Source organism: Zwartia panacis, assembly GCF_030410395.1.
In the GTDB taxonomy this organism is placed as follows: Bacteria; Pseudomonadota; Gammaproteobacteria; order Burkholderiales; family Burkholderiaceae_B; genus Zwartia; species Zwartia panacis.
Genome location: NZ_JAUHHF010000016.1, coordinates 22,005 through 35,853 on the forward strand (window position 1 = coordinate 22,005; position 13,849 = coordinate 35,853).

Below are 13,849 nucleotides of genomic sequence, written 5' to 3' on the forward strand. Positions count from 1 at the left end.
TCCCCTTAGATACGACGACGCTTAGGTGGGCGGCAACCGTTGTGCGGTACGGGTGTGATGTCAGCAATGCTCGAGATCTTGATACCCAACGCGTTCAACGCACGCACAGAAGATTCGCGACCTGGACCTGGGCCCTTGATACGAACTTCAAGTGTCTTGATGCCATACTCAATAGCCACCTTGCCAGCTGTTTCGGCAGCAACCTGTGCGGCGAACGGCGTGGACTTACGTGAGCCCTTGAAACCTGCACCACCAGAAGTTGCCCATGACAGAGCATTGCCCTGACGATCGGTAATGGTGATGATTGTGTTGTTGAAAGATGCGTGGACGTGCGCAATGCCGTCCGACACATTCTTTTTAACCTTTTTGCGTACGCGAGTTGCGCCGCCGGCAGAAGCTTTAGCCATCTTCTAATCCTCTTTATTTCTTCAGGCTAGCAGCAGCGCGACGCGGTCCCTTGCGGGTGCGAGCGTTGGTGCGAGTGCGTTGACCACGTACGGGCAAGCCGCGCTTATGACGCATGCCACGATAGGTTCCCAGATCGATCAATCGCTTGATCGAGAGCTGAACTTCGCGTCGCAGATCGCCTTCAACCGAAAACACACCTACGTGTTCACGGATGCGCTCGAGTTCTGCGTCGGTGAGATCTTTGACCTTTTTGGACAGAGGCACACCAGCGGCTTCACAAATTTTGCGAGAGCGAGTGCGACCGATGCCAAAAATGGCGGTCAGGCCGATCTCGGCGTGCTGATGTGGCGGAATGTTGATGCCAGCAATACGGGCCATGACTGTTCCTTGATGTATTAACCTTGACGCTGCTTATGACGCGGGTCGGTGCAAATAACTCGCACCACGCCGTGACGTTTAATAATCTTGCAGTTGCGGCAAATCCGCTTAACCGATGCCATTACTTTCATGGTTGACTCCTGTTATCTTTCGTAACCCGGCCGCTCATTTGGAGCGGAATACGATTCTGGCGCGCGTTAAGTCATAGGGTGTGAGCTCCACTGTGACTTTATCGCCCGGCAAAATCCGGATGTAATGCATACGCATCTTGCCGGAAATATGACCTAAGACTACATGGCCGTTTTCCAACTTGACACGGAATGTTGCGTTAGGGAGATTCTCAAGAATCTCACCTTGCATCTGAATGACGTCGTCCTTTGACATTGCTCTCGCTTATCTCATTGGTATATTCGCGCCCTTGAAGTTAGCCTTCTTGAGCAATGAATCGTACTGGTGAGACATCATGTAGGCCTGAACCTGTGCCATGAAGTCCATCGTAACTACAACAATAATCAGCAATGAGGTGCCGCCAAAGTAAAACGGTACATTCCAACGCATGACTAAAAACTCTGGTACCAAACACACCACTGTGATGTATAGAGCACCAGCCAACGTCAACCGCATCAAAATCTTGTCAATAAACTTGGCGGTCTGCTCACCTGGACGAATCCCGGGAACGAAAGCGCCGCTCTTTTTAAGATTATCTGCAGTTTCACGGCTATTGAAAACAAGAGCTGTATAGAAAAAGCAGAAGAAAATAATTGCGGAAGCGTACAACGTAATGTAAAGCGGTTGACGAGGCGCAAGCGCCGCAGCCAAATCTCCCAACCACCGCATGCTTTCAGCGCTTGAGAACCAGCTTGCGATTGTTGCCGGGAAAAGAATAATCGATGAGGCGAAAATCGGAGGAATCACACCTGCCATGTTGAGCTTCAAAGGCAAATGCGAAGTCTGTCCGCCATACACCTTATTACCAACCTGACGTTTTGCGTAATTCACTGTAATCTTGCGCTGACCGCGTTCGACCAACACCACGAAGGCGGTCACCAAAACAGCTAAAGCAACAATAAAGAGTGCCGAGAAACCTGACATTGCGTTCGTTCGAACCAAGTCAAGCAAACCTGCAAGTGCACTAGGCAACCCAGCAACAATACCTGCAAAAATCAATATTGAGATACCGTTACCTAAACCACGCTCGGTAATCTGCTCTCCCAACCACATCACGAACATCGTGCCCGTTACGAGTGTCACAATTGTTGTGACACGGAACATCATGCCAGGCTCAATCACCAATCCAGGCTGAGATTCAAGCGCCACTGAAATACCGACTGCTTGTATCAATGCCAATGCGACGGTACCGTAACGTGTGTACTGCGTAATCTTGCGACGGCCTGCTTCGCCGTCTTTTTTAATTGCTTCGAGCGTAGGAACAACCACTGACATCAACTGCATGATGATCGATGCAGAAATGTAAGGCATGATTCCTAAAGCAAAGATTGAGAATCGCTCGAGCGCACCACCTGAAAACATGTTGAACAGGCCGAGAATACCGCCCTGATTTTCACGAAACAGATCTGCCAAAGCAACTGGATTAATGCCAGGAACAGGAATGTGCGTACCCAGGCGATAAACCACCAGAGCGAGCACCAGGAACACTAGACGGCGTTTGAGATCGCCATATCGTGGGCCTGATTTTCCTGCGGACTGTGCTGTTGCCATTCTCTAATCCGTCTTAAGCAATCGAACCGCCGGCGGCTTCAATCGAAGCACGCGCACCAGCTGTTGCGCCGATACCCTTGAGGGCGACCTTGCGCGACAATTCGCCAGATTTGAAAACCTTGACGTAACGAACTTGCGTGCCAACAACACCAGCCTGCTTGAGAACTTGCACATCGATTTCTTCGACCGGCAAGGACTGCAAATCAGACAAACGAACTTGTGCATACAGGTGACCGTCGAGCGTAGAAAAACCACGCTTGGGCAAGCGGCGTTGCAAAGGCATTTGACCGCCTTCAAAACCAACTTTATGGAAACCACCAGTACGGGACTTTTGGCCTTTATGACCACGTCCGGACGTTTTGCCCAAACCAGAACCAATGCCACGACCCACGCGACGCTTTGCGTGTGTTGAGCCTTCGGCTGGCTTGAGAGTATTCAATTGAGTAATCGACATCGTCATTCCTTTCAGACTTCCGAAACGGTCACGAGATAATCAACTTTATTGATCATGCCGCGAACTTCGGGAGTGTCTTTCAGCACTTTGCTGCTATTGACACGACGCAGACCTAAACCGCGCACTGTGTCGCGATGGTCTTGCTTGGTACCGATGGTCGAACGGACCAGGGTGACTTTGACTTGTTTTTCAGCCATGACTTACCCCAAAATCTCTTCGACGGTCTTGCCACGCTTGGCAGCAACTTCCGAAGGTGTAAGAGAAGCGCGCAAACCGTTAAGCGTGGCGCGAACCATGTTGTATGGATTGCTTGAGCCGAGGCTTTTTGCCACGACGTTACGCACGCCCATTACATCAAAAATAGCGCGCATGGGTCCACCGGCGATCACGCCAGTACCTTCTGCGGCTGGGGAGATCAGCACTGTCGATGCACCATGCTTGCCCACAACAGTGTGGTGCAAGGTACCGTTCTTGAGCGCAACTTTGAACAATTCGCGACGCGCCTGTTCCATTGCCTTTTGAACCGCAACTGGCACTTCACGCGCCTTGCCTTTACCCATACCGACGCGTCCATCACCATCACCGACCACTGTCAGTGCAGCGAAACTCATGGTACGACCGCCTTTAACGACTTTACTGACGCGGTTAACCGCGATCATCTTTTCGCGAAGACCGTCATCACGCTCTTCAGGAGCGTTCTTGCGTTGTTCTTTAGCCATTTGACTGTTCCTCGCTTAAAACTTCAGGCCGGCTTCACGCGCGGCTTCGGCCAGGGCTTTTACTCGGCCGTGGTAACGGAAACCTGAACGATCGAAAGCAACCAGCTCAATACCAGCAGCCTTAGCTTTCTCTGCGACACGCTTGCCAATCAAGGTTGCTGCAGCAGCATTGCCGCCACGACCAGATTGACCCGCGAGTTGCTGACGCACTTCTGGTTCAACGGTCGAAGCCGATACCAGAACACGGTCGCCTTCGGGCGAAATGATGTTTGCATAGATGTGCAGATTCGAGCGGAAAACCTGGAGGCGATTAACTCGCAACTCGGCGATTTTCTTACGCGTCGGGACTGCACGACGCAAACGGGAAATTTTTTTGTCCATGATCTTTCCTTGTTTGCGCGATTATTTCTTCTTGGTTTCTTTGATGATGACGTGCTCATCAACGTAACGCACACCCTTGCCTTTGTAGGGCTCTGGTGGACGATAAGCGCGGATTTCAGCAGCCACCTGACCAACAACCTGTTTATCCGAACCCTTGAGGACGATTTCCGTCTGGGTTGGGCACTCGGCTTTTACACCGGCAGGCATGGGATGGACAACATCATGCGAAAAACCAAGTTGCAATTTGATCGCGTTACCCTGGACAGCAGCGCGGTAACCCACGCCAACCAGAGTCAACTTACGCTCGAAGCCTTTGCTCACACCGGTCACCATGTTCGCAACAAGTGCGCGCAGGGTACCAGACATTGCTTTTGCTTCGCGGGAGTCATCGGCAACGATAAACGACAGTTTTCCACCATCTTCGTTGACAATAACGTTACCAATCAGCGACTGGCTCAATGTGCCGAGAGGACCTTTAACGGTAATCTGATCGGCCTTGATTGTTGCCTCGACGCCTTTTGGCAATTCGACTGGATATTTTGCGATACGTGACATTCGGTTTTCTCCTTAAGCCACGTAGCAGAGGACTTCGCCGCCCACGCCATTGGCGCGCGCCTTGCGATCAGTCATCACACCACGTGAGGTGGAGACAATAGCCACACCCAGACCATTCATGACCTGAGGAATGCTTCCGTTGCCCTTGTAAATACGCAGACCAGGACGCGAAACGCGTTCGATGCGTTCGATCACTGGACGACCAGCGTAATACTTGAGAGTGATTTCAAGCTCAGGCTTTTGAGCCGTGCCTTTAATCTTGTAACCGTCAACATAACCTTCATCCTGAAGCACGGCAGCAATAGCTACCTTAAGCTTGGAGGAGGGCATGGTCACCGACGTTTTATCTACCTGCTGCGCATTACGAATGCGAGTCAGCATATCGGCGATTGGATCGCTCATGCTCATGTTTTATTCTCCTACCAGCTAGCTTTGGTCATGCCGGGAATCTCACCCTTCATAGCCAATTCGCGCAGTTTCATGCGGCCAAGTCCGAACTTGCTGAACACACCTCGTGAACGACCCGTAATCGCGCAGCGATTACGCTGACGACATGGGCTCGCGTTACGGGGAAGTTGCTGAAATTTCAGCCGCGCTTCGTAGCGCTCTTCGTCGGTCTTGGATGAATCATCGATGATCGCTTTAAGAGCAGCACGCTTGGCAGCAAATTTTTCTGCCGTCATTTTGCGCTTAATATCGCGATTGATCATTGAAAGTTTAGCCACGTCTGCGCTCCTTAGTTGCGGAACGGGAAGCTAAAGGCTGTTAACAGCGCCTTGGCTTCTTCGTCTGTCTTGGCGGTGGTGGTGATGCTGATGTTCATCCCACGCAACACGTCGATTTTGTCGTACTCAATCTCGGGGAAAATGATCTGTTCTTTCACACCGATGTTGTAGTTGCCGCGACCATCAAACGCACGACCGGAAATACCACGGAAGTCGCGCACTCGAGGCAGTGCCACGGAGACCAGACGATCGAGGAATTCGTACATGCGCTGACCACGCAAAGTCACCATGCAACCAATTGGATAGTCTTCGCGGATTTTAAAACCAGCGATCGCCTTTTTGGTTTTGGTAATGACTGGCTTTTGTCCAGCGATTTTTGTCAGATCAGAAACAGCATGATCAATGACTTTTTTGTCTGCAACAGCTTCAGATACACCCATGTTCAGGGTGACTTTGGTGACACGGGGAACCTGCATCACGCTCTTGTAGCCAAATTGCTCGCGCAAGGCGGGCGCAATTTTTTGCAAATAGAGTTCTTGGAAACGAGACATGTTAATCGCCCCTTAAGCTTTCGCGCCAACGGGTTCACCGCTGGAACGAAACACGCGAACCTTGCGACCGTCAACTTCTTTAATCCCAACGCGATCACCTTTACCGGTGGCTGGATTAAACAGCGCAATATTCGAAATATGGATCGGCATCGTCTTTTCGATAATGCCGCCTGTTGTACCTTGCATCGGATTTGGCTTGACGTGCTTTTTGACCATGTTGATGCCTTCTACCAATACATGGTCTGCATCAAGACGTGCCAAAACCGTACCGCGACGCTTTTTGTCACGACCCGTCAGCACTACAACTTCGTCGCCTTTGCGAATTTTGTTCATTTGTGGCTCCTTACAGCACTTCAGGCGCCAACGACACGATCTTCATGAACTTTTCGCCACGCAATTCGCGCGTAACGGGTCCAAAGATACGCGTGCCAATGGGCTCGAGTTTCGCGTTGAGCAATACGGCAGCATTGCCACCGAAGCGGATACGTGAACCATCTTTGCGGCGAACACCCTGCGCCGTACGAACGACGACAGCGTTGTAAATCTCGCCTTTTTTGACACGGCCGCGTGGGGCAGCGTCTTTGACGGTAACCTTGATAACATCGCCGATAGCGGCATAACGGCGCTTGGAACCGCCGAGCACCTTGATGCACATGACAGAGCGTGCACCAGTGTTATCGGCCACGTCCAGCGTGGTCTGCATTTGGATCATGATTTTTCCTGTTCCAACTTAACCAAAGTAACTACTTGCCATCGGCTTGCAGCTAAATCAGTCAGTTTTGGTCCCGTTAGGTGCCACAGGGCACCCTGGGTTGAAATCTGCTAATTATTCCTTTGTTCGCTCAGTTTGTTTTGCCTGATTTAGCTACAACAATCTAATGCGAATTGCGGGAAAGCTGTGCAGTATAGCGTAGTTATTTTTTTTGTGCAAGTCTGTTTAAGATATGTCATATTATCCCCCTAGCGCCTTTGCCTTTTTATTGTTGTATTGGAATCCTTATGTACCCAAAACAGTCGTTGTATATCAATGGTGAGTTCATTTCCGGCGAAGGCCGCAAAACTCAGGACATTATTAATCCTGCCACGCAAGAAGTACTCGGACATCTTCCACACGCGAGCCAGGCTGATCTCGACATGGCTTTACAGGCTGCAGAAGCCGCTTTTGCGAAATGGAAGAAATCCTCTCCTATGGATCGCTCAGCCATTTTACGTAAAGTGGGTCAATTGACGCGTGATCGTGCCCAGGAAATCGCCCGAAATATGACTCTTGACCAGGGCAAACCTCTAGCTGAAGCGCTTGGTGAGGTTGTTGGTTGTGCTGATCACTGCGACTGGCATGCTGAAGAATGCCGCCGCATTTATGGTCGTGTTGTGTTGCCTCGTAATCCTGATGTACGCCAGCTTGTCTTAAAAGAGCCTATTGGTGTGTGTGTAGCATTTACCCCATGGAATTTCCCCTACAACCAGGCCATCCGCAAAATTTGTGCGGCTGTCGGCGCCGGTTGTACGGTCATTCTCAAGGGGCCTGAGGATTCGCCAAGCGCAGTGATGGCGATTGCTCAAATGTTCCACGACGCGGGTCTTCCACCTGGGGTATTAAATTTAGTCTGGGGTGAACCAGCCAAAGTTTCTGATTATTTGATTCGTTCGCCTATTAGCCGAAAGGTTTCCTTTACCGGATCTGTGCCTGTAGGCAAACAGCTTGCGTCTCTCGCTGGTGCGCATATGAAACGTGTCACGATGGAGCTTGGTGGTCACTCACCCGTGATCGTTTTTGATGACGCAGACATTGATCGTGCCGCCACAATGCTTGCTAAATTCAAAATTAGAAACGCAGGTCAGGTTTGCGTTTCACCCACACGCTTTTATGTACAAAAGAAGGTTTACGATAAATTCCTCGCTAAATTCCTTGATGTTCTCAAAAGCGTTAAAGTTGGAAATGGATTGGATGAGGGTGTGGAGATGGGTCCCCTCGCGCATGAGCGTCGAGTACCCGCTATTGCGCGCTTTGTTGAAGACGCACGCAAACGTGGTGGAAAAATCGAACTTGGCGGTGATGCAATAAGCGGTAAAGGTTTCTTCTTTCCACCCACAGTCATCACAGGTTTGAAAGATGATGCCATGTTGATGACTGAAGAACCCTTTGGACCTGTTGCACCTGTCGTGCCATTCGACAATATTGACGAAGTGATTACTCGTGCGAACAGCCTTCCATTTGGACTGTCTTCTTACATTTTCACCAACTCATTGCAGACTGCTACAAAGATATCTAATTCGATTGAGGCTGGCATGGTCAACATCAATCATTTTGGTAGTGCACTTCCAGAAACGCCTTTTGGTGGAATTAAGGATAGCGGCATCGGCAGTGAAGGGGGATCTGAGACATTTGATGGTTATCTTGTCACTAAATTCGTGACGCACATTTAATGTCTATTTCTTGGCTGTGCGTTGACCTCAACGCACAATAAAAAACGCGACGAATAAATCGTCGCGTTTTTTTATTGCTAGTGCAGCTTTAGATTTCGCGTGCGGCTTCGATCAATTTCGTTGCTGTCCAAGATTTGGAGCGTGAAATTGGACGACCTTCTGCGATTTCAACAGTGTCACCTTCGTTGTACTGATTGGTTTCATCATGGGCTTTGTACTTAGCCGAACGCATGATGATCTTGCCAAGCACAGGATGCTTAACACGACGCTCTACCAGAACGACAATGGTTTTATCCATCTTGTTGCTGACGACCTTACCAACCAGCGTACGCTGACGCTTGGGTTTCGTAGTTTGAGCTGTGGTCATATTATGATCCCGCCTTCTCAGTCATCAATGTACGGACACGTGCAATGTCGCGACGCACTTTGCTGATCTGAGTGTGGTTGGTGAGCTGCTGAGTAGCCCGCTGCATACGCAGACCAAACTGAGCCTTCAGCAGGCTTTCGAGCTCTTGACCGAGCTCGGCGGTTGTTTTTGCACGGAGTTCGCTTGCTTTCATATCGATTCCTTAAGATCCGAGGTGACGCGCGACGAACGTCGTGGAGATTGGAAGCTTGGCAGCTGCAAGGCGGAAAGCCTCACGTGCAATTTCTTCACTCACACCTTCCATTTCGTACAGCACTTTACCTGGCTGGATTTCAGCAACCCAGTACTCTGGGTTACCTTTACCGTTACCCATTCGAACTTCAGCCGGTTTCTGTGAAATAGGCTTGTCAGGGAAGATACGGATCCAAATACGTCCGCCACGCTTAATGTGACGATTAATCGCACGACGTGCTGATTCGATTTGACGGGCAGTTAAACGTCCACGACCTGTGGCCTTTAAACCGAACTCGCCAAACGAAACATCGGCGCCGCGCGTAGCAAGGCCAGTATTACGGCCTTTTTGCTCTTTGCGATATTTCCTGCGTGCTGGTTGCAGCATGCTTATTCTCCTTCAGGCGCAGGCGCAGCGGCATCAGCCTTGCGCGGTGCACGACCACGCCCAGCGGGACGAGCGGCCGGACGACCACCTTCGGGCTTGTCAGCACGAGGGGCACGACGTGGACGACGCTCTTCTTCGCGGGGCGCAACGGTTTCAACTGGCATTTCGCCGTTAGCCAACATGTCGCCTTTATAGACCCAGACCTTGATGCCGATCACGCCGTATGTGGTGTGGGCCTCAGAAGTACCGTAGTCGATATTCGCACGCAGTGTATGGAGTGGTACGCGACCTTCACGATACCATTCTGTACGCGCAATTTCGATACCATTCAAACGCCCTGCGCTCATGATCTTGATGCCGAGGGCACCCAGACGCATGGCGTTTTGCATGGCGCGCTTCATGGCACGACGGAACATGATCCGCTTTTCAAGCTGTTGCGAAATAGAATCAGCAATCAACTGAGCATCGGTTTCAGGTTTGCGAATCTCTTCGATGTTGACGTGAACAGGCACGCCCATCAAACGCTGCAAATCAGCCTTCAAGCCTTCGATGTCCTCACCACGCTTTCCAATCACAACACCCGGACGTGCCGAGTAAACAGTGATTCGTGCGTTTTTGGCTGGACGCTCGATGACCACACGGCCAACTGATGCGCTTTTAAGTTTCTTTTTCAGGTATTCGCGGACGCGGATATCAGATGCAAGCATGCCACCGAAATCTTTGTCGTCTGCGTACCACTTCGAGCCCCAATTACGTGTAACCGCAAGGCGGAACCCAATCGGGTGAATTTTCTGACCCATCGTGACTCCTTAGGCTCCGACCTTCACAGTAATGTGGCAGGTCTGCTTTTCGATCTGGTTACCGCGCCCTTTGGCTCGTGCGGAAAAGCGCTTCATCGACTCGGCCTTGTCCACAAAAATCGTGGTGACCTTCAGTTCGTCGATATCTGCACCGTCGTTGTGCTCGGCATTGGCGATTGCTGATTCAACAGCTTTCTTCAAGATGCCGGCGGCCTTCTTATTTGTGAAGGTCAGGATGTTCAATGCCTGTGCAACAGACTTGCCACGGATAAGATCCGCAACGAGTCGTGTTTTCTGGGCAGAGATATGCACCCCACGGATAATGGCTTGAGTTTCCATGGATTACCTCTTGGCCTTTTTGTCTGCTGCGTGACCTTTAAAGGTACGAGTCAGCGCAAACTCACCGAGTTTATGACCAACCATGTTCTCGTTAATATAAACGGGAACGTGCTGGCGACCGTTATGAACAGCAATCGTCAGACCGATAAAGTCTGGCAGGATCGTTGAACGACGTGACCAAGTTTTGATCGGTTTCTTGCCCTTTTCGGCGATAGCAACCTCGACCTTTTTGATCAGGTGTGCATCGACGAATGGGCCTTTCTTGACTGAACGTGACATGATTCGCCCTCTTATTTACGCTTGCGGCGTTGGACGATCATATTGTCCGTCCGCTTGTTGCTACGAGTCTTGTAACCCTTAGCTGGGGTACCCCATGGACTACGTGGCTCACCGCCTTCGCCGGTACGACCTTCACCACCACCGTGTGGGTGATCAACCGGGTTCATTGCGACACCACGCACCGTGGGACGAATACCGCGCCAACGAACTGCACCGGCTTTACCGATTTGGCGCAAGCTGTGCTCTTCGTTGCCGACTTCACCGATCGTTGCACGGCATTCAATGTGCACGCGACGAACTTCACCTGAACGCAGGCGAACCTGAGCGTAAGTGCCTTCGCGAGCCAACAGAACTGCCGAAGCACCAGCCGAGCGTGCCATTTGGGCACCTTTGCCAGGCAACATTTCGATGCAGTGAATCGTTGTACCCACCGGGATATTGCGAATAGGCAAGGTGTTACCTGCGCGGATGGGGGCTTCTACACCCGACAACAGCGTTGTACCTACTTCAAGACCACGAGGAGCGATAATGTAACGACGCTCACCGTCCGCATAGCAAAGCAAAGCAATGTGTGCAGTACGGTTTGGGTCATATTCCAGACGCTCAACCTTTGCTGGAATGCCGTCTTTGTTGCGACGGAAATCCACCAAACGGTAGTGCTGCTTATGACCACCACCACGGTGACGGATTGTGATGTGACCGTTGTTATTACGGCCAGAACCACGGATTTTCTTTTCGAGCAACGAAGCAACCGGCGCGCCTTTATGCAGCGTAGGTGTCACCACCTTCAGCATGCCACGACGTCCGGGCGAGGTTGGCTTAACTTTTAAGAGAGCCATTTAGTTGACCTCCGCCAGGTTGATTTCTTGACCTTCTTTGAGCGAAACATAGGCCTTACGCTCGTTACGACGGCGACCGACGAAACGACCGAAACGCTTTGTTTTGCCTTTGCGGTTCAAAACCTGAACGGCTTCGACTTGCACTTTAAAGAGCAATTCGACTGCAGCTTTGATTTCAGGTTTTGTCGCATCAGCAACTACACGAAACGCGACCTGATTGTTCTTCTCTGCAACAAACGTGGCTTTTTCAGTCACGATTGGCGCCAAGATGATTTGCATTAGACGATGATCGTTCATGCCAGCATCTCCTCGAGTTGAGCGATGGCCGGCTTTGTGATCAGCACTTTTTTGTAGTGGATCAACGAGAGCGGATCGGCATTGCGCGGCTCGACGACAGCAACGTGCGGCAAATTGCGCGTCGCGAGGTAAAGGTTTTCATCGACTGAGTCGGTGATGATCAAAACTGAGTCCATACCAAAACTCTTGAGCTTTTCAGCTGCAAGCTTGGTCTTGGGAGACTCGAGTGTGAACGAATCAACAATCGAAATGCGGTCTTCGCGTGCTAACTGGGAAAGGATCGAGCGCAAACCGGCGCGATACATTTTCTTGTTAACTTTCTGAGTGAAATTTTCCTCAGGCGAATTTGGAAACGCACGACCACCGCCTCGCCACAAAGGTGAAGATGTCATACCAGCACGGGCGCGGCCTGTGCCTTTTTGACGGAATGGCTTTTTTGTTGAGTGACGAACTTCGTCGCGGCCTTTTTGAGCACGGTTACCTGAACGCGCATTTGCCTGAAAAGCAATGACGATCTGGTGAACGAGTGCCTCGTTAAAATCACGACCAAACACTGTGTCAGGCGCCGCAAACGTTGCGGATGACTGACCTTGATCATTGAGGAGCTTGATATCCATGGATTAGGCTCCCTTTTTAGCAGGTGCTTTGACAGCCGGGCGCACGACAATGTCTCCGCCAGCATGGCCAGGGACTGCGCCCTTGACCATCAGCAGACCACGTTCGGCGTCAACTCGGACGACGTCAAGGTTTTGCACGGTGCGTGTGTCGTCACCAAGGTGACCTGACATACGCTTTCCGGGGAAAATGCGACCAGGATCTTGCGCCTGACCAATCGAACCTGGCACGCGGTGCGAACGGCTGTTACCGTGCGATGCGCGCTGTGATTTGAAGTGGTGACGCTTAATCGTGCCGGCGAAACCTTTACCAATTGTGGTACCGGTAACGTCGACTTGCTGGCCGGCTTCGAAAATGCTTTCAACAGCGACCACGCTACCAGGCGTGAATTCGGCTGCGCGAGCAGGATCGAGACGGAATTCTTTAAGAATGCTACCGGCCTCTACACCAGCTTTGGCGTAATGACCTGTTTGTGGCTTGGCTACACGGGAAGCGCGACGAGCGCCGTAAGCGACTTGAATGGCGGCATAGCCGTCAGATTCAAGAGACTTTACCTGGGTGACGCGGTTGTTCGACACGTCCAGTACCGTTACGGGGATGGACTCGCCATCTTCCGTAAAAATACGGGTCATGCCGACCTTGCGGCCCACCAGCCCAAGCCGATGTGCGGCAGGCGTGGGTGTCGATTTCGACATCGTTTTCTCCGGGGTAAAAAACCCGATTCCCGACTTCGATTGGTCGGGGCTGATAAAACCCGAATGTTTCGGGTGCTCATTTTTCTTGCCAAATTTCGGCAAGTCTTGCATTCTAGCACCAAAGTTTGCTGCATTGCAAGCCAGATTGGCCTGAAACACAGCAACCATGCGGCACTAGATCAATCTAATTCTTACTGCAGTGCGATTTCAACATCCACACCAGCTGGCAGATCGAGGCGCATCAGTGCATCAACTGTTTTATCAGTTGGGTCGACGATGTCCATCAAACGCTGATGCGTACGAATTTCGAACTGGTCACGTGAAGTTTTGTTCACGTGTGGTGAACGCAAAACGTCGTAACGGCGAATGCGTGTTGGCAACGGAACCGGACCTCGTACCACTGCACCGGTACGCTTGGCCGTATCAACGATCTCTGCAGCCGACTGATCGATCAGTTTGTAGTCAAACGCTTTCAGACGGATGCGGATTTTTTGATTTTTCATGGCGATTCTCAAAGAGCGAAATGCTGCGAGCGGTTAGGCTCGCAGCGAAACAAATTACTTCAGGATTTTTGCAACGACGCCGGCGCCGACGGTACGGCCACCTTCGCGGATTGCAAAACGCAGACCTTCTTCCATGGCGATTGGCGCGAGCAGTTTGACTGTCATACCAACGTTGTCGC

28 protein-coding genes are annotated in these 13,849 nt (G+C 51.2%); 1 reads left to right on the plus strand and 27 read right to left on the minus strand.

All coding sequences use genetic code 11. The annotated features are described in order from the left end of the window. Positions 1-5: 5 nt before the first annotated feature. Genes rpsK through rplN form a run of 15 tightly spaced genes read right to left on the minus strand, consistent with a single transcriptional unit; the run spans position 6 to position 6,602 of the window. Positions 6-407, minus strand: a complete 402-nt coding sequence (gene rpsK, locus QWY30_RS15130) for a 30S ribosomal protein S11 (protein WP_290242409.1) — start codon at positions 405-407, stop codon at positions 6-8. A 13-nt stretch (positions 408-420) separates the two neighbouring features. Beyond that, entirely contained in the window at positions 421-786 is a 366-nt protein-coding gene (rpsM, locus tag QWY30_RS15135; protein ID WP_290242411.1) for a 30S ribosomal protein S13, read from the minus strand. Positions 787-803: 17 nt separating this feature from the next. Then, positions 804-917, minus strand: a complete 114-nt coding sequence (rpmJ, locus tag QWY30_RS15140) for a 50S ribosomal protein L36 (RefSeq protein WP_003805360.1) — start codon at positions 915-917, stop codon at positions 804-806. A 34-nt stretch (positions 918-951) separates the two neighbouring features. Further along, positions 952-1,170 (minus strand): translation initiation factor IF-1, encoded by a 219-nt coding sequence (gene infA, locus QWY30_RS15145; RefSeq protein ID WP_028816445.1) that lies wholly within the window; start codon positions 1,168-1,170, stop codon positions 952-954. Positions 1,171-1,179: 9 nt separating this feature from the next. After that, positions 1,180-2,505: a preprotein translocase subunit SecY gene (gene secY, locus QWY30_RS15150; protein WP_290242413.1), complete on the minus strand. Its 1,326-nt coding sequence runs from the start codon at positions 2,503-2,505 to the stop codon at positions 1,180-1,182. Between the two features lie 13 nt (positions 2,506-2,518). Then, positions 2,519-2,959: a 50S ribosomal protein L15 gene (gene rplO / locus QWY30_RS15155; RefSeq protein WP_290242415.1), complete on the minus strand. Its 441-nt coding sequence runs from the start codon at positions 2,957-2,959 to the stop codon at positions 2,519-2,521. Positions 2,960-2,970: 11 nt separating this feature from the next. Next, positions 2,971-3,156: a 50S ribosomal protein L30 gene (gene rpmD / locus QWY30_RS15160; RefSeq protein ID WP_290242416.1), complete on the minus strand. Its 186-nt coding sequence runs from the start codon at positions 3,154-3,156 to the stop codon at positions 2,971-2,973. Positions 3,157-3,159: 3 nt separating this feature from the next. After that, the gene (gene rpsE / locus QWY30_RS15165) at positions 3,160-3,678 is read right to left on the minus strand and encodes a 30S ribosomal protein S5 (protein ID WP_290198447.1); all 519 of its coding nucleotides are present in this window, start codon (positions 3,676-3,678) and stop codon (positions 3,160-3,162) included. Positions 3,679-3,693: 15 nt separating this feature from the next. After that, the gene (rplR, locus tag QWY30_RS15170) at positions 3,694-4,059 is read right to left on the minus strand and encodes a 50S ribosomal protein L18 (protein ID WP_290242419.1); all 366 of its coding nucleotides are present in this window, start codon (positions 4,057-4,059) and stop codon (positions 3,694-3,696) included. Between the two features lie 21 nt (positions 4,060-4,080). Further along, complete coding sequence (gene rplF, locus QWY30_RS15175; RefSeq protein WP_290242421.1) at positions 4,081-4,614, minus strand: 50S ribosomal protein L6; 534 nt, start codon at positions 4,612-4,614, stop codon at positions 4,081-4,083. 12 nt (positions 4,615-4,626) lie between these two features. Next, complete coding sequence (gene rpsH, locus QWY30_RS15180; RefSeq protein WP_290242423.1) at positions 4,627-5,022, minus strand: 30S ribosomal protein S8; 396 nt, start codon at positions 5,020-5,022, stop codon at positions 4,627-4,629. Positions 5,023-5,033: 11 nt separating this feature from the next. Then, entirely contained in the window at positions 5,034-5,339 is a 306-nt protein-coding gene (gene rpsN, locus QWY30_RS15185) for a 30S ribosomal protein S14 (RefSeq protein WP_290242425.1), read from the minus strand. Between the two features lie 11 nt (positions 5,340-5,350). Next, on the minus strand, positions 5,351-5,890 hold the full coding sequence (rplE, locus tag QWY30_RS15190) for a 50S ribosomal protein L5 (RefSeq protein WP_290242427.1): 540 nt from the start codon (positions 5,888-5,890) through the stop codon (positions 5,351-5,353). A 12-nt stretch (positions 5,891-5,902) separates the two neighbouring features. Further along, positions 5,903-6,223, minus strand: a complete 321-nt coding sequence (gene rplX, locus QWY30_RS15195) for a 50S ribosomal protein L24 (protein WP_290242430.1) — start codon at positions 6,221-6,223, stop codon at positions 5,903-5,905. Between the two features lie 10 nt (positions 6,224-6,233). Further along, a complete protein-coding gene (rplN, locus tag QWY30_RS15200) occupies positions 6,234-6,602 on the minus strand; it encodes a 50S ribosomal protein L14 (RefSeq protein ID WP_290242432.1) in 369 nt (122 codons plus the stop codon). Positions 6,603-6,889: 287 nt separating this feature from the next. Here rplN and QWY30_RS15205 point away from each other — a divergent pair, with 287 nt between their 5' ends. Next, a complete protein-coding gene (locus QWY30_RS15205) occupies positions 6,890-8,317 on the plus strand; it encodes an NAD-dependent succinate-semialdehyde dehydrogenase (RefSeq protein WP_290242434.1) in 1,428 nt (475 codons plus the stop codon). An 88-nt stretch (positions 8,318-8,405) separates the two neighbouring features. Here QWY30_RS15205 and rpsQ read toward each other — a convergent pair whose 3' ends face one another. The 12 genes from rpsQ to QWY30_RS15265 all read right to left on the minus strand — a co-directional run. Then, entirely contained in the window at positions 8,406-8,684 is a 279-nt protein-coding gene (rpsQ, locus tag QWY30_RS15210) for a 30S ribosomal protein S17 (RefSeq protein WP_290242436.1), read from the minus strand. Between the two features lies 1 nt (position 8,685). After that, positions 8,686-8,877, minus strand: a complete 192-nt coding sequence (gene rpmC / locus QWY30_RS15215; RefSeq protein ID WP_028816425.1) for a 50S ribosomal protein L29 — start codon at positions 8,875-8,877, stop codon at positions 8,686-8,688. A gap of 9 nt (positions 8,878-8,886) precedes the next feature. Beyond that, positions 8,887-9,303 carry a 50S ribosomal protein L16 gene (gene rplP / locus QWY30_RS15220; RefSeq protein ID WP_028816424.1) on the minus strand — a complete coding sequence of 139 codons (417 nt, stop codon included), beginning with the start codon at positions 9,301-9,303 and terminating at the stop codon, positions 8,887-8,889. 2 nt (positions 9,304-9,305) lie between these two features. Continuing rightward, positions 9,306-10,103: a 30S ribosomal protein S3 gene (gene rpsC / locus QWY30_RS15225; RefSeq protein ID WP_290242440.1), complete on the minus strand. Its 798-nt coding sequence runs from the start codon at positions 10,101-10,103 to the stop codon at positions 9,306-9,308. A 9-nt stretch (positions 10,104-10,112) separates the two neighbouring features. Beyond that, complete coding sequence (gene rplV, locus QWY30_RS15230; RefSeq protein ID WP_028816422.1) at positions 10,113-10,442, minus strand: 50S ribosomal protein L22; 330 nt, start codon at positions 10,440-10,442, stop codon at positions 10,113-10,115. Positions 10,443-10,445: 3 nt separating this feature from the next. Further along, on the minus strand, positions 10,446-10,721 hold the full coding sequence (gene rpsS / locus QWY30_RS15235; protein ID WP_028816421.1) for a 30S ribosomal protein S19: 276 nt from the start codon (positions 10,719-10,721) through the stop codon (positions 10,446-10,448). Positions 10,722-10,732: 11 nt separating this feature from the next. Beyond that, positions 10,733-11,560, minus strand: coding sequence for a 50S ribosomal protein L2 (gene rplB / locus QWY30_RS15240; RefSeq protein WP_290242442.1), 828 nt, complete (start codon positions 11,558-11,560; stop codon positions 10,733-10,735). After that, the gene (gene rplW / locus QWY30_RS15245; protein ID WP_290242444.1) at positions 11,561-11,857 is read right to left on the minus strand and encodes a 50S ribosomal protein L23; all 297 of its coding nucleotides are present in this window, start codon (positions 11,855-11,857) and stop codon (positions 11,561-11,563) included. Beyond that, positions 11,854-12,474: a 50S ribosomal protein L4 gene (gene rplD, locus QWY30_RS15250; RefSeq protein WP_290242446.1), complete on the minus strand. Its 621-nt coding sequence runs from the start codon at positions 12,472-12,474 to the stop codon at positions 11,854-11,856. The genes rplW and rplD overlap by 4 nt, the downstream gene beginning before the upstream one ends. A gap of 3 nt (positions 12,475-12,477) precedes the next feature. Then, the gene (gene rplC, locus QWY30_RS15255; protein WP_290242448.1) at positions 12,478-13,167 is read right to left on the minus strand and encodes a 50S ribosomal protein L3; all 690 of its coding nucleotides are present in this window, start codon (positions 13,165-13,167) and stop codon (positions 12,478-12,480) included. 191 nt (positions 13,168-13,358) lie between these two features. Further along, positions 13,359-13,670, minus strand: a complete 312-nt coding sequence (gene rpsJ, locus QWY30_RS15260; protein ID WP_003806903.1) for a 30S ribosomal protein S10 — start codon at positions 13,668-13,670, stop codon at positions 13,359-13,361. A 54-nt stretch (positions 13,671-13,724) separates the two neighbouring features. After that, a partial coding sequence (locus QWY30_RS15265; RefSeq protein ID WP_494338500.1) for an EF-Tu C-terminal domain-related protein occupies positions 13,725-13,849 on the minus strand: 125 nt, incomplete at its 5' end.

Excerpts from the sequence above, each read along its gene's own strand:
- rpsK (WP_290242409.1), bottom strand. The coding sequence starts at position 407 with ATGGCTAAAGCTTCTGCCGGCGGCGCAACTCGCGTACGCAAAAAGGTT.
- rpsM (WP_290242411.1), bottom strand. The coding sequence starts at position 786 with ATGGCCCGTATTGCTGGCATCAACATTCCGCCACATCAGCACGCCGAG.
- rpmJ (WP_003805360.1), bottom strand. The coding sequence starts at position 917 with ATGAAAGTAATGGCATCGGTTAAGCGGATTTGCCGCAACTGCAAGATT.
- infA (WP_028816445.1), bottom strand. The coding sequence starts at position 1,170 with ATGTCAAAGGACGACGTCATTCAGATGCAAGGTGAGATTCTTGAGAAT.
- secY (WP_290242413.1), bottom strand. The coding sequence starts at position 2,505 with ATGGCAACAGCACAGTCCGCAGGAAAATCAGGCCCACGATATGGCGAT.
- rplO (WP_290242415.1), bottom strand. The coding sequence starts at position 2,959 with ATGTCGATTACTCAATTGAATACTCTCAAGCCAGCCGAAGGCTCAACA.
- rpmD (WP_290242416.1), bottom strand. The coding sequence starts at position 3,156 with ATGGCTGAAAAACAAGTCAAAGTCACCCTGGTCCGTTCGACCATCGGT.
- rpsE (WP_290198447.1), bottom strand. The coding sequence starts at position 3,678 with ATGGCTAAAGAACAACGCAAGAACGCTCCTGAAGAGCGTGATGACGGT.
- rplR (WP_290242419.1), bottom strand. The coding sequence starts at position 4,059 with ATGGACAAAAAAATTTCCCGTTTGCGTCGTGCAGTCCCGACGCGTAAG.
- rplF (WP_290242421.1), bottom strand. The coding sequence starts at position 4,614 with ATGTCACGTATCGCAAAATATCCAGTCGAATTGCCAAAAGGCGTCGAG.
- rpsH (WP_290242423.1), bottom strand. The coding sequence starts at position 5,022 with ATGAGCATGAGCGATCCAATCGCCGATATGCTGACTCGCATTCGTAAT.
- rplE (WP_290242427.1), bottom strand. The coding sequence starts at position 5,890 with ATGTCTCGTTTCCAAGAACTCTATTTGCAAAAAATTGCGCCCGCCTTG.
- rplX (WP_290242430.1), bottom strand. The coding sequence starts at position 6,223 with ATGAACAAAATTCGCAAAGGCGACGAAGTTGTAGTGCTGACGGGTCGT.
- rplN (WP_290242432.1), bottom strand. The coding sequence starts at position 6,602 with ATGATCCAAATGCAGACCACGCTGGACGTGGCCGATAACACTGGTGCA.
- QWY30_RS15205 (WP_290242434.1), top strand. The coding sequence starts at position 6,890 with ATGTACCCAAAACAGTCGTTGTATATCAATGGTGAGTTCATTTCCGGC.
- rpsQ (WP_290242436.1), bottom strand. The coding sequence starts at position 8,684 with ATGACCACAGCTCAAACTACGAAACCCAAGCGTCAGCGTACGCTGGTT.
- rpmC (WP_028816425.1), bottom strand. The coding sequence starts at position 8,877 with ATGAAAGCAAGCGAACTCCGTGCAAAAACAACCGCCGAGCTCGGTCAA.
- rplP (WP_028816424.1), bottom strand. The coding sequence starts at position 9,303 with ATGCTGCAACCAGCACGCAGGAAATATCGCAAAGAGCAAAAAGGCCGT.
- rpsC (WP_290242440.1), bottom strand. The coding sequence starts at position 10,103 with ATGGGTCAGAAAATTCACCCGATTGGGTTCCGCCTTGCGGTTACACGT.
- rplV (WP_028816422.1), bottom strand. The coding sequence starts at position 10,442 with ATGGAAACTCAAGCCATTATCCGTGGGGTGCATATCTCTGCCCAGAAA.
- rpsS (WP_028816421.1), bottom strand. The coding sequence starts at position 10,721 with ATGTCACGTTCAGTCAAGAAAGGCCCATTCGTCGATGCACACCTGATC.
- rplB (WP_290242442.1), bottom strand. The coding sequence starts at position 11,560 with ATGGCTCTCTTAAAAGTTAAGCCAACCTCGCCCGGACGTCGTGGCATG.
- rplW (WP_290242444.1), bottom strand. The coding sequence starts at position 11,857 with ATGAACGATCATCGTCTAATGCAAATCATCTTGGCGCCAATCGTGACT.
- rplD (WP_290242446.1), bottom strand. The coding sequence starts at position 12,474 with ATGGATATCAAGCTCCTCAATGATCAAGGTCAGTCATCCGCAACGTTT.
- rplC (WP_290242448.1), bottom strand. The coding sequence starts at position 13,167 with ATGTCGAAATCGACACCCACGCCTGCCGCACATCGGCTTGGGCTGGTG.
- rpsJ (WP_003806903.1), bottom strand. The coding sequence starts at position 13,670 with ATGAAAAATCAAAAAATCCGCATCCGTCTGAAAGCGTTTGACTACAAA.